The 12,954-nt window shown below is 53.7% G+C and carries 11 protein-coding genes and 2 tRNA genes; 7 read left to right on the top strand and 6 right to left on the bottom strand.

Annotated elements, in window-relative coordinates; genetic code table 11:
* Window positions 1–3 precede the first annotated feature (3 nt).
* Window positions 4–735, top strand: coding sequence for a LytR/AlgR family response regulator transcription factor (locus V4835_RS07150; protein ID WP_063143501.1), 732 nt, complete (start codon window positions 4–6; stop codon window positions 733–735).
* A gap of 35 nt (window positions 736–770) precedes the next feature.
* Here the strand turns inward: V4835_RS07150 and glk are convergent, their stop codons facing one another.
* Window positions 771–1,736, bottom strand: a complete 966-nt coding sequence (gene glk, locus V4835_RS07145) for a glucokinase (protein ID WP_048029635.1) — start codon at window positions 1,734–1,736, stop codon at window positions 771–773.
* A gap of 205 nt (window positions 1,737–1,941) precedes the next feature.
* Between glk and V4835_RS07140 the strand changes: the two genes are divergently transcribed.
* On the top strand, window positions 1,942–3,177 hold the full coding sequence (locus V4835_RS07140; protein ID WP_259386829.1) for an ion channel protein: 1,236 nt from the start codon (window positions 1,942–1,944) through the stop codon (window positions 3,175–3,177).
* Here V4835_RS07140 and ipdC read toward each other — a convergent pair whose 3' ends face one another.
* Window positions 3,178–4,836 carry an indolepyruvate decarboxylase gene (gene ipdC / locus V4835_RS07135; protein WP_331411698.1) on the bottom strand — a complete coding sequence of 553 codons (1,659 nt, stop codon included), beginning with the start codon at window positions 4,834–4,836 and terminating at the stop codon, window positions 3,178–3,180. It lies immediately after the preceding gene.
* Between the two features lie 184 nt (window positions 4,837–5,020).
* Between ipdC and mgrA the strand changes: the two genes are divergently transcribed.
* On the top strand, window positions 5,021–6,019 hold the full coding sequence (gene mgrA / locus V4835_RS07130; protein ID WP_331411696.1) for an L-glyceraldehyde 3-phosphate reductase: 999 nt from the start codon (window positions 5,021–5,023) through the stop codon (window positions 6,017–6,019).
* Window positions 6,020–6,146: 127 nt separating this feature from the next.
* The gene (locus tag V4835_RS07125) at window positions 6,147–6,497 is read left to right on the top strand and encodes a DUF2502 domain-containing protein (protein ID WP_331411694.1); all 351 of its coding nucleotides are present in this window, start codon (window positions 6,147–6,149) and stop codon (window positions 6,495–6,497) included.
* A gap of 33 nt (window positions 6,498–6,530) precedes the next feature.
* On the opposite strand, the gene V4835_RS07120 is transcribed toward V4835_RS07125, so the two are convergent.
* Window positions 6,531–7,769, bottom strand: coding sequence for an Nramp family divalent metal transporter (locus V4835_RS07120; protein WP_331411692.1), 1,239 nt, complete (start codon window positions 7,767–7,769; stop codon window positions 6,531–6,533).
* A 348-nt stretch (window positions 7,770–8,117) separates the two neighbouring features.
* Between V4835_RS07120 and V4835_RS07115 the strand changes: the two genes are divergently transcribed.
* Window positions 8,118–9,305, top strand: a complete 1,188-nt coding sequence (locus V4835_RS07115; protein WP_008501591.1) for a NupC/NupG family nucleoside CNT transporter — start codon at window positions 8,118–8,120, stop codon at window positions 9,303–9,305.
* A gap of 44 nt (window positions 9,306–9,349) precedes the next feature.
* On the opposite strand, the gene V4835_RS07110 is transcribed toward V4835_RS07115, so the two are convergent.
* The 3 genes from V4835_RS07110 to V4835_RS07100 all read right to left on the bottom strand — a co-directional run bounded on the left by V4835_RS07110 (window position 9,350) and on the right by V4835_RS07100 (window position 11,946).
* Window positions 9,350–11,539: a sensor domain-containing phosphodiesterase gene (locus V4835_RS07110; protein ID WP_331411690.1), complete on the bottom strand. Its 2,190-nt coding sequence runs from the start codon at window positions 11,537–11,539 to the stop codon at window positions 9,350–9,352.
* Between the two features lie 214 nt (window positions 11,540–11,753).
* Window positions 11,754–11,829: transfer RNA gene (locus V4835_RS07105), tRNA-Ala, on the bottom strand.
* 41 nt (window positions 11,830–11,870) lie between these two features.
* Window positions 11,871–11,946 (bottom strand) — tRNA-Ala (locus V4835_RS07100).
* A gap of 217 nt (window positions 11,947–12,163) precedes the next feature.
* Between V4835_RS07100 and V4835_RS07095 the strand changes: the two genes are divergently transcribed.
* Window positions 12,164–12,526, top strand: a complete 363-nt coding sequence (locus V4835_RS07095) for a YfeC-like transcriptional regulator (RefSeq protein ID WP_063143493.1) — start codon at window positions 12,164–12,166, stop codon at window positions 12,524–12,526.
* 1 nt (window position 12,527) lies between these two features.
* Window positions 12,528–12,911, top strand: coding sequence for a YfeC-like transcriptional regulator (locus V4835_RS07090; protein WP_331411687.1), 384 nt, complete (start codon window positions 12,528–12,530; stop codon window positions 12,909–12,911).
* Window positions 12,912–12,954 lie beyond the last annotated feature (43 nt).

Raw genomic sequence — 12,954 nt, 5'->3', positions numbered from 1 at the left:
CCCATGAAAGTTATCATCGTAGAAGATGAGTTCCTGGCTCAACAGGAGCTCACCTGGCTTATTAAAAACCACAGCCAGATGGAGATTGTGGGTACGTTTGATGATGGTCTGGACGTGCTGAAGTTTTTGCAGCATAACCGGGTCGACGCCATTTTCCTGGATATCAATATCCCGTCGCTGGATGGCGTGTTGCTGGCGCAAAACATCAATCAGTTTGCCCACAAGCCGTTTATCGTTTTCGTCACCGCCTGGAAAGAGCACGCCGTAGAGGCCTTCGAGCTGGAGGCGTTTGACTACATTCTTAAGCCTTATCAGGAGTCTCGGATTGTCAGCATGCTGCAAAAGCTGGAGGCCGCATGGCAGCAGCAGACCGCTCCCGCTAGCGCCACCCCAGCGGTACGGGAAAACGACACCATTAACCTGGTTAAAGACGAGCGCATCATCGTGACGCCGGTCAACGATATCTACTATGCCGAAGCCCATGAAAAGATGACGTTTGTCTATACGCGGCGGGAATCGTACGTGATGGCAATGAACATCACCGAGTTTTGCAGCAAGCTGCCGACGGCACACTTTTTCCGCTGCCACCGTTCGTTCTGCGTGAATTTAAACAAGATCCGCGAGATCGAACCCTGGTTTAACAACACCTACATTTTGCGTCTGAAGGATCTGGATTTTCAGGTGCCGGTGAGCCGCAGCAAGGTGAAAGAGTTCCGCCAGCTGATGCACCTGTAAAGAAAGCGCCCTCTCCCGCGGGAGAGGGCTATGCGTCAGAGGATTTGACCAAGAACCTGACGCAGATGGGCGCCCGAACCCAGCAGGCCAGGGTTATCATGCACGATCAGATAAACCGGAATGTCCTGCACGTAGCTTCTGAAACGCCCTTTATCTTCAAACCCGCCACGGAAGCCTGAGGCTTTAAAGAAGTCGAGGAAGCGCGGTACGATCCCGCCCGCAATATAGACCCCACCGAAGGTACCCAGCGTCAGCGCCAGGTTGCCGCCAAAACGTCCCATGATCACGCAGAACAGCGACAGGGCACGACGGCAGTCAATGCAGCTGTCCGCCAGCGCGCGCTCGGTGACGTCTTTCGGCTGCAGGTTTTCCGGCAGACGACCGTCAGATTTCACAATCGCCCGGTAGAGGTTCACCAGCCCCGGACCTGAAAGGACGCGCTCGGCGGAGACGTGGCCGATCTCAGCGCGTAACTCTTCGAGGATAATGCCCTCTTCTTCGCTGTTTGGCGCGAAGTCTACGTGGCCGCCTTCACCCGGCAGGCTCACCCAACGCTGGGCAACATGCACCAGATGCGACACGCCCAGGCCGGTACCGGCCCCGTAAACCGCAATCGGCTTGCCTTCGACCGGTTCAGCGCCGCCAAACTGGATCAGATGCTCAGGCTTCAGCATCGGGATCGCCATGGAGACCGCGGTGAAGTCATTGATGATTTCAAGATGCGCAAAACCGAGGTTTTTTTTCATCTCTGCGATGGAGAATGCCCAGGTATGGTTGGTCATTGCGACCCAGTCGCCGGTTATCGGGCAGGCAATCGCGATGCAGCCGTCTTCAACGCTCACCTGATGCTCGTCCAGATAGACGCGGACAACGGCCTCAAGGCTTGGATAATCCAGCCCTGAGTAGGTTTTCGCCCGGGAAATCTCACCGCTACTTACATCGCATAATGCGAGGCGCGCGTTCGTGCCGCCCACATCACCTACCAAAGCATACTTTGTCATTCTTCTACTGCTCCGCTAAAGTCAGAATAAATCTTTGGGACACTGTAAATTCAAGGCGTGATAACAACAACGGCCGTAAGGTGAATGCCCATGGATTATCGATCTTCGTCACAGAATAACTTTACCGTTTCAGCACCTTTTGCACTATTGCCATAAAGCTTAATGTGCAAAGTAACGTAATACCGTTTTGTACAAGGAAATCATCATGCTCCACCCGCGAGCCAGAACCATGCTGTTGCTGGCCATTCCGGCGTTAATCATTGGCGTAGCCTCAAGCCTGGTGCTCATTGTCGTGATGAAAGTCGCGTCGGTACTACAAACAATGTTATGGACAGCGCTTCCGGCAACACTGGGCGCTACCGCGGATTCTCCTGCCTGGATCGTTGTGATGCTGACGTTGACCGGTATTGCAGTGGGCCTGGTGATCCGTTTCAGTCCCGGCCATGCCGGGCCAGACCCGGCGCAGGAACCCCTGATTGGCGCCCCGGTTTCCCCTTCGGCACTGCCGGGGCTGATTATCGCGTTGATTATCGGTCTGGCCGGCGGCGTCAGCCTGGGGCCTGAGCATCCGATTATGGCGGTGAATATTGGCCTGGCGGTTTTCCTCGGTTCACGCATTTTGCCCCGCGTCGGCGCGCTGGACTGGACCATCCTCGCCTCCGCAGGCACCATCGGGGCGCTTTTCGGCACGCCCGTCGCTGCTGCACTGATCTTTTCGCAGACGCTCAGCAGCAATAACGACGTCCCGCTGTGGGATAAACTCTTTGCGCCGCTAATGGCCGCAGCCGCCGGCGCGTTGACGACCAGCCTGTTTTTCCATCCCCATTTTTCGCTCTCGCTCCCTCACTACGGCCAGATGCAGATAGCCGATATTTTCAGCGGCGCCATCGTTGTCGCCATCGCCATCGCGCTGGGGATGGTCGCGGTATGGTGTCTTCCGCGCCTGCACCGGCTGGTGCATAAACTGAAACACCCGGTGTTAATCCTGGGGGCCGGCGGTTTGATTCTTGGTATTTTAGGGGCAATCGGCGGGACGGTGACTTTGTTCAAAGGTCTGGACGAGATGCAGCAGCTGGCCTTCAGCCAGGTGTTCAGCGTCTCCGACTATCTGCTGTTTGCCGTTATTAAGCTGGCCGCGCTGGTGGTGGCTGCAGCCTGCGGTTTCCGCGGTGGGCGCATCTTCCCGGCGGTCTTTGTCGGCGTAGCGCTGGGGCTGATGCTGCACGAACATGTCGATGCGGTGCCGGCGGCCATTACCGTCTCCTGCTCTATTCTGGGGCTGGTTCTGGTGGTCACGCGCGACGCGTGGCTCAGCCTGTTTATGGCGGCGGTGGTAGTACCCGATTCAACGCTTTTCCCCCTGCTCTGTATCGTGATGTTGCCCGCCTGGCTCCTGCTGGCGGGCAAACCGATGATGATGGCCTGGCGAAACGACAAGTGATCAGGCGTTATTGCGCGCTTCCAGCGCTTTGGTAAGCGCCCCCAGCAGCGGTGGGATATCTGCTTTCGGCAGCATCACCTCAATCAGCGAGAGCCGCTCGTGGTGCGCGACTTTTTCCAGTACGTCCGCCAGCTGCTCCGCTTCACTGACACGCCAGCTCTGAGCCTGAGGATCAAGGCTCAGGGCCTGCGGTAGTTGCGTCCAGTTCCATAGCGCGATGTCGTTATACCGCTGCTCAGGCCCGTGGATCGCCCTTTCCACCGTGTACCCTTCGTTGTTAAGGACCAGAATGATGGGGTGCTGTTTATCCCGCAGCATCGAGCCAAGTTCCTGGATGGTGAGCTGCGCCGCGCCATCTCCCGTCAGCACAATCACGCGCCGGTTCGGGCAGGCGGTTTGCGCGCCAAATGCCGCCGCCAGCGTGTAGCCGATCGATCCCCACAGCGGCTGGACGATAAAATTCACGTCAGCCGGAAGACGAAGGTCGATCGCGCCGAAGGCCGAGGTTCCCTGATCCGCAAGAATGATGTCTCCCGGGCGGATAAACGTCTGCAGCGTTTTCCAGAAATTCTCCTGCGTCAGCGAGCCATCCGGCTGCGGATAGGGCATCGCGCTTTGAGAGGACGGTACCGGCGTACCATGCACGTGCTGCTTACACAGCTCCACCAGCGTTTCGATTGCCTGAAGCATGGGGATGCCGGTAAACCAGACGTCACCGACGCGTGAGGCATGAGGCTGAACTTCAATTGTTTGTGAGGGGGTTAACTGATGCGTGAAGCCAGCTGTGAGGGTATCGGTAAATCGCGTGCCGATGCACAGCACCGTGTCTGCTCCCTCAATCGCCTCCTTTACCGCGCCGGCGCTCGCCGAACCGCTGTACGTGCCGTAAAAACCGGCGTGACGCTCGTCAAAGATGCCTTTACCCATCAGCATGGTGGCGTGCGCCATCGGCACGTCCTTGACCCATTTCTGTAAGACATGCTTCAGGCCATGGCGCAGGACAAGGAAATCGGCCAGCAGCGCAGTACGCTTGCTCATGGCCAGCCTGTTCTCTGCGGCATCCCGGAAGGCTTTCAGACAAGCACTATCGGCATGCGCGTGCCGGAGAGTGAGAGCGTTTACAGGCGGCGTGGCGGCCTTTTTTGCCACGTCGGCGGGCAACATCAGATAGCCGGGGCGACGTTCCCGGAGCATGGTAGTTAACACCCGGTCAATCTCATAGCAGGCGTTTTGTTCGGTCAGGATCGCCTGTGCAACGGTGATCGGTTCGCTCATATGGTAAAAATGACGAAACTCACCATCGCCCAGCGTATGGTGCAGCAGTTCCCCTCTTTGCTGTGACGCCGTACCCGGCGCGCCCACAATATGCAGCACCGGAACGTGCTCGGCATAGCTGCCCGCAATGCCGTTCATCGCGCTTAACTCCCCTACGCCAAATGTCGTCAGCAGCGCGGCGAAGCCCTTACATCGGGCATATCCGTCCGCGGCATAAGAGGCGTTTAACTCGTTGGCACAGCCCACCCAGCAGATATCCGGGCTGTCTATCACATGGTCGAGAAACTGCAGGTTATAGTCGCCCGGCACGCCAAACAGATGATCGGCTCCACAATCTGTAAGACGGTCCAGCAGGTAATCGGCGACGCAGTATGGGGTACGCATAAACAGGTATCCTTCTAATGTTGACCTCACCTTGAGTATTAAATAAGCGTGATGACTGTCCAGAATTGGCGATAAGTAGGTCATGGAAAGAATGCTTTACAAAAAAGGCTGCGCTATGCTGCTTTTTTTCACGTTAATGTAAACGCATACACTGATTATTTCTTCAGCGCCAGAGGTCATAAGAATGGGTTATCAGCCGGACAAAAATCGTTATCGGACAATGGAGTATCGCCGTTGCGGCCAAAGCGGGCTCAGGCTGCCCGCTATCTCGCTTGGGCTGTGGCATAATTTTGGCGACACCACGCTTATCGAAAACAGCCGTCAACTTTTACAGCGCGCGTTCGACCTGGGTATTACGCATTTCGACCTTGCCAATAACTACGGTCCCCCGCCGGGGTCGGCCGAGCGAAATTTCGGCCGTATTTTGCAGGAGGATTTTCTGCCCTGGCGCGACGAGCTGATCGTCTCCACGAAGGCGGGATATACCATGTGGGAGGGTCCGTACGGCGACTGGGGGTCACGTAAATACCTGCTGGCAAGCCTCGATCAAAGCCTGAAGCGTATGGGTCTGGAGTATGTCGATATCTTCTATCATCACCGTCCTGACCCACAAACGCCGCTGCTGGAAACCATGAAAGCGCTTGACCATGTGGTGCGCCAGGGAAAAGCCCTGTATGTCGGCTTATCCAACTACCCTGCAGAACTGGCCCGCAAGGCGATTGATATTCTTGACGATCTCGGTACGCCCTGCCTGATCCACCAGCCGAAATACTCTCTGTTTGAGCGTGCGCCGGAAGCGGGGTTGCTGAACGTATTGCAGGAAAAAGGGGTTGGCTGTATTCCCTTCTCGCCGATGGCAGGCGGGCAACTGACCAACCGCTATCTGAACGGCATTCCGGCTGATTCACGCGCGGCAAGCGGCAGTCAGTTCCTTAATCCTGACCAGATCACCGAAGAGAAGCTGGAGAAGGTAAGAAAGCTGAACGCCATGGCGGAAGAGCGCGGCCAGAAGCTGTCCCAGATGGCACTGGCCTGGGTATTACGCCATGAGAATGTGACGTCCGTGCTGATTGGGGCAAGTAAAACAGCTCAGATTGATGACGCCGTAGGCATGCTGGAAAATCGCCATTTCTCTGCGGAAGAATTAGCCCATATTGAAGAGATTTTGAACTGCTCAAAGTAGAACCACTTTTAGCAAAAAGTGCTCTCACCCAGGAATTCGGAGTTGAGGCGATGAAACGAGGCTTTACCAACTCGTAATATTGCATTAACAGGCCCAACAAAGGCCCCGATCGTGAAGGAGAAAGAGTATGTTCAGGTCACTGATTCTTGCAGCGGTATTACTGGCTTCAGCCCCGCTGATCGCCACTGCGGGCGAAATCACCCTGTTGCCATCAGTAAAATTACAAATTGGCGATCGTGACGACTACGGCAGATACTGGGACGGTGGCTACTGGCGCGACCGTGACTACTGGAACCGTCACTATGAGTGGCACGGAGACCGCTGGTGGAAACATGATAACGGCAGACACCGCGGCTGGTATAAAAACAACGCGTATGAGCGCGGCTACCGCGAAGGCTGGAACGATCGTGACGACCGTCGCGGTGGCTGGGGTCGCGGCAAAGGTCACGGACATGGCCATCACGGTCATGACGACTAACAGCAAAAAGGAGCCTCCCGGCTCCTTTTTCTTTTAGAGCCCCAACGCGGTACCAATCAGCAGCCACAGGTTCAGCGCCACCACTACCACCACGATGACCCACCCGGTCCTTTTCACCAGCGTTGAGTTGACCAGTTCGCCCATCAGGGTTTTGTTGCTGGTGAAGATCAGCAGCGGCACCAGCGCCAGCGCGATACCAAAACTCAGCAGCACCTGGCTCATGACCAGAATTCGCGTTGGGTCGAGCCCCATCAGAATCACGATAAATGACGGGAGCATGGTAACAGAGCGACGAACCCACAGCGGAATATGGAACCGAACAAATCCCTGCATCACCACCTGGCCTGCCAGCGTGCCCACCACCGTCGAAGAGAGACCGGCAGCCACCAGGCTGAGACCAAATATCGTGGCGGCAGCATGGCTCAGTAACGGCTCCAGCGTGAGATAGGCCTGGTCGAGATCGGCAATACCGGTATGACCGTTAAAATGGAAAGCCGCGGCTGCGGTAGCCATCATCGCCAGATTGACAAACCCCGCGATGGTCATGGCGATCGCCACGTCCCATTTGGTGGCGGAGTAACGCTCTTTGCGCGTCCCACCGTGCAGATGCTGAGTCAGCGAGGAGTGGAGGTAAATCACATGCGGCATGATGGTCGCCCCCAATACCCCGGCGGCCAGGAACACCGCTTCCGAGGTTGGCAGGCTTGGGATCACCATACCTTTACCAAGCTGCGCCAGATTCGGCTGTGAGAAAATCAGCTCAACGATATAGGCCGCCGCGACAAACAGCAGCAGGCCGCCGATGACCTTCTCCAGCGGCTTTTGGCCCCGACGCTGCAGCATCAGGATCAGGAAAGTGGCAATCCCGGTCAGTACCGCCCCCTGCAACAGCGACACCCCCAGAATCAGCTTAAAGCCGATCGCTGCGCCGATAAATTCTGCGAGGTCAGTGGCCATGGCGATGATTTCAGCCTGGACCCAGTAGAGCCAGACGGCCGGACGCGGATAATGGTCGCGAATTTGCTCCGCCAGGTTTTTGCCCGTGGCAATCCCCAGCTTTGCGGAGAGCATCTGAATCAGCATCGCCATCAGGTTAGCCCAGACGACCACCCACAGCAGCTTATAGCCGAAGCTGGCCCCGGCCTGAATATTGGTCGCAAAGTTACCTGGATCGATATAGCCAATGGCAGCGATGAACGCAGGTCCCATTAATGCGAACCGCAACTTGCGCGCGGCTCTGCCACTGCTACCCTCTACGCGACTGTTTGTCATTTCTGCCTCTGAAATATAGCCTTTGCTATGTTTAATGCTACCAAAATGAGAATGATTATCAAGATCATTTATGCAGTTTACAGTGATTTCTCTGATAGCTTTGAACGATAGGCGGGCGGGTAAGTGGGGCGATCTAACAGAAACTGAAATCGCGCGCGCTTTTGTGAAGCCTAGCACACAAACTTAACTTTTCACTCATTTACCTAACATAACAAAAATGTATTGTGGATCACTATTTTTGAGACTCGTCACAGGATGTAACTATAGTGTGTCCTCGATCTCGTTTTCTTTTCGCTTGTTACATAGAATGTGCACGAAAATTAAACCTGCCTCATATTTGGAGCAAATATGGACCGCGTCCTTCATTTTGTCCTGGCACTTGTTGTCGTTACTGCACTTGCATTGCTGGTCAGCACAGACCGCAAAAAAATTCGTATCCGTTATGTTGTCCAGCTGCTGGTCATTGAAGTTTTACTTGCGTGGTTCTTCCTGAACTCCAACGTAGGTCTGGGCTTCGTGAAAGGCTTCTCCGAAATGTTCGAAAAACTGCTCGGATTCGCCAACGAAGGGACCAACTTTGTCTTCGGTAAAATGAACGACGAAGGTCTGGCGTTCTTCTTCCTGAAGGTTCTCTGCCCAATCGTCTTCATCTCCGCGCTGATCGGTATTCTGCAGCACATCCGCGTTCTGCCGTTCGTTATTCGTGGAATTGGCTTCCTGTTATCCAAAGTGAACGGCATGGGCAAGCTGGAATCCTTTAACGCCGTCAGTTCCCTGATCCTCGGTCAGTCTGAGAACTTCATCGCGTATAAAGATATTCTCGGCAAAATGTCCCGCAACCGCATGTACACCATGGCGGCAACCGCAATGTCTACCGTTTCCATGTCTATCGTGGGCGCGTATATGACCATGCTGGAGCCAAAGTATGTTGTTGCGGCGCTGGTTCTGAACATGTTCAGCACCTTTATCGTTCTGTCGCTGATCAACCCTTACCGCGTTGACGCCAGCGAAGAGAACATCCAGATGTCTAACCTGCACGAAGGCCAGAGCTTCTTCGAAATGCTGGGTGAATACATTCTGGCTGGTTTCAAAGTAGCGATTATCGTTGCCGCCATGCTGATCGGCTTCATTGCGCTGATTTCTGCGCTGAACGCCCTGTTCGCAGCGGTGCTGGGTATCTCCTTCCAGGGTATTCTGGGCTACATCTTCTACCCGGTTGCATGGGTGATGGGTGTTCCGGCTCATGAAGCGCTGCAGGTAGGGAGTATCATGGCAACCAAACTGGTATCTAACGAATTCGTTGCGATGATGGATCTGCAGAAAATTGCGAGCACGCTTTCTCCGCGCGCGGAAGGCATTCTGTCCGTGTTCCTGGTCTCCTTCGCGAACTTCTCGTCCATCGGGATTATCGCGGGCGCGATTAAAGGTCTGAACGAAGAACAGGGTAACGTGGTTTCTCGCTTTGGCCTGAAGCTGGTTTACGGCTCTACGCTGGTGAGCGTCCTGTCTGCTTCCATCGCGGCACTGGTCCTGTAACGTTTACCGTTAAACAAAAACCGGGAGCCTGGCTCCCGGTTTTTTTATGCCCGCAATTCTTCCAGCGGTTTGGGTTTACCTATCAGGTAGCCCTGCAGGTAATCCACGCCGAAGCGAAGCAACATCTCCCTCTGGGCCGGCGTTTCTACGTATTCCGCTACGACGCACAGCGATTTCGTCTTCGCCAGATTACACATCGACTGGACGATCATCGCATCCATATCGTCGGTACAAATGTCTTTAACAAAACAACCGTCAATCTTAATGATATCTGCCTGCAGGCGTCTGAGACGCTCGTAGTTGGCGTAGCCGGTACCAAAATCATCAATGGCAATCCGGAAACCGTAATCCCGCAGCTGCTGAATATTGTGGATGCTGCAGCCTGAATTTGAGAAGGCCTGCTCTTCGGTGATCTCAATCACGACGGCCTGAGGCGCAACGCCGTAGCGTTCAAAGAGCGCGCAAATTTCGGTCGCCACCTCTTTTTGCATCAGCGTGAGCGGCATCAGATTGACAGAGAAACGGGCGCCAGCCTGCGTTGCAGGGTGATCGCGCAGCCACAGAAGTAATTTCTCCATAATGCACATATCAAACCGGTGGCTGAGGTTGAACTGGGCAATCAAAGGAATAAAGCGGTCAGGAGTGAAGATCTCGCCCTCGCTCTCCATACGCGCCAGAATTTCGTAATACCCGCTCCCGTCCGCCTTCTGGATCGGCTGCGCGTATAAATGGAATCGATCCGTCTCCAGAGCATGCTTAATCCGCGCCAGCATCAGGACGCGCTCCGTTGTTTGCCCTGATGCCGCCTCGAGGCTATTCGTGAGTGCGAGAACGTTTTGCGCTCCGCTGGCCTGCTCTGCCAGCCAGCTCAGCTGCCCCAGCGTGTGATGCAGCTTTTCGCCATTTTCGACCATTCCCCAGGACGCGCCAAACTCAATATCCAGCCCGGCGTTGTTCCAGAAAATCTTACTGCTGTTGAGCCGATCGACCATATGCTGGAGACGTTCAGCAATTTCAGGCCCAAGCAATACCAGCACCAGCTCGCTTCCGGGCAACTGGAAGAGCATCTCATCTTTTTGCAGGAGCGGCTGAAGCGACGTGGCGATCGTTCGTTTGCAATGGACCCGCATAATAATCCCGTAGTGGCGGCTCAAAAATTCCAGGTTATCCATGCGCAGAATGCACACTTTGGCATCCGGATGAATCTCAAGATAATCCTCCAGCGCACGGATGTTCGGCAACCCGGTCAGCGGATCGGTGAGCGCCCTGTCCTGCCAGCCCCGCTTTAGCCATTCGCTGCGCTGATAGATCCGCGACATGTAAAGCAAACAGATAGCGAAAGAGATAAGCACGGACAGGATAAAAGAGAGCGAATGGCCCGTTTCCACCCCGTTAAGGAAGTTGTAGTTGTAGGTCAACAGCAGGAGCGCGGATGCAGCCCACAGCAGAGAGATAAGCGCATAGGTCAGGCGGCTTATCGCTAAGGTAAAAAGAATAAAAATCAGCGGCATCAAATAGCCGGCAATGACGGGTGATTCAAAAGGACCACATAAAATGACGAGAATGAAAATTAAAAGCATTAGCCAGACAAAAATATATAATGAATTCTTGTGAAAAAACACGGGCTTCACGCTTTGCCGCCAGAACTTTCTCGCATAGCGAGGATTAATTATCATTCTTAGCGGGTAATAGAACATCATGGTAAAAATCAACGCCGCACATATCAGGCTCAGTATATCTACAACGTTATAAATTACCGTTCCCTCGCCGAAAAAGGTCGATATTGTCACAGGAAAATCAAATAAATAGCCCGCCAAATACATCGACAGTTTAATACCTATCGGCACGATAAAACCAAGCCAGAATATACGTAAACCGATGTGCTTGTTAGGGATGCAGTAGCGCCAACGCTTACCCAGTATGATGCGCAGAACGCCGCATGCCGAGAACAACGCAAAGGTCTGACAAAACAGTAATACTGCATATTGTAGCGGTGCTAAATTAATATAAAATAGATTAGTGACAGTAAAACCTAACACAATGGGAAGAATAGCCCTGCGCCCAAATAGCAGAACAACCGCCAGCATAACGCTTAGCGGTAGCCATGCTAAATAAACGTCGTGACCATTAACAATTGCACGGGGAGAAAGATAACGGGAGACAGGTACCGCAATCAGACAAAGTGTCAGGGCAATTATAAATATCTTTACATTATTGTACGTTTTTCTATTCATTAAGCTGATGAGTATATTATCCGTTCGAATCATTGACCGGATGGATAATAGGTTTATTAATTGCACGAATCAAGTTCAAGTCTATTTATAGACTGGTTTATTGATGTCGATTGAGGTGAGGTATGGGAATACCTTCTTTTTGATAACAAAATACGGGGGTGGGTGTTACAAACACATAAAAAAACCCTCGTCTTTTGACGAGGGTTTACAATTTTGGTGGAGCTAAGCGGGATCGAACCGCTGACCTCTTGCATGCCATGCAAGCGCTCTCCCAGCTGAGCTATAGCCCCACATGTTACTTTACTAACCGCACTCTGTTGGGTTCAGAGTTTGGTGGAGCTAAGCGGGATCGAACCGCTGACCTCTTGCATGCCATGCAAGCGCTCTCCCAGCTGAGCTATAGCCCCATCGTAAAGCTGTCATGTTGACGGGCGGCATAATATGAATTCCGCTGCGGAGTGTCAACGGCAAAATCAATCCCAGCCATTCAATCGCCGAAAAATCATGCAAATGAATCACTTTGCGAGCCTGCTCGCAGCCAGGAGTTAAGCCTGTCACGTTTTCACGTAAAACGGTGCTATAAAATGAGCCGTTAATTAACCCCACAGATATTCAGGAAATTGCATGATCAAGGAACGAATGACGCCAGAAGAGTTAGCCCTCCTCACTGGCTATAGCCGCCAGACCATCAATAAATGGGTACGCAAAGAGGGTTGGATTACGTCACCAAAGCCAGGCGTTCAGGGCGGGAAAGCGCGCCTGGTACATGTGAACGAAAAAGTCCGTGACTTTATCCGCAGCGCACGTCGGGCAAGTGAAACGTCTGAACTGCCAGACGGCGCCAGCCATGACGGTTCGCTTCACACCCTGCTCCTGACGCTGGCCAATGAAATGACGCCGGAAGAGCAGAAGCAGATGACATCGCTATTAATGCGGGAAGGGATTACCGGATTGTTGCAACGTTTAGGGATTCGCGATCAGAACTGATATGAAAAAATTACGTAGCAAAATGACCACGGAAGAGCTGGCGGAGAGTTTGGGCGTTGCCAGACAAACGGTTAATCGCTGGATACGCCAGCAGGGATGGAAAACGGAAGGACTCAACGGCGTGAAGGGTGGTCGAGCACGGCTCATTCATGTTGATACGCGCGTGAAGGAGCATATTATGAGCCTCCCGGCGATCCGTAACCGTCAGGCGGTTTACCATCTCGCGGAGGTCACCGCTTCCTACAGTGACCCCTCTTCAAACCTGTCTCCGGGTATTATTGAGACGCTGGAGAGTATGACTCCGCCGGAGCAGATGCGTCTGGACGCCTTATTGAAACGCGAAGGCATAGACGGCTTTCTTACGCGGCTGGGTATCACTGAATAAAAGGCATAAAAAAACGGCAGGTTACCCTGCCGTTTTTTTATCT

Origin of the sequence: Enterobacter cloacae complex sp. CARB60, from assembly GCF_036487345.1 — a bacterium.
Taxonomy (GTDB): domain Bacteria; phylum Pseudomonadota; class Gammaproteobacteria; order Enterobacterales; family Enterobacteriaceae; genus Enterobacter; species Enterobacter asburiae_D.
This window is presented reverse-complemented; position numbering and strand designations above follow the sequence as displayed.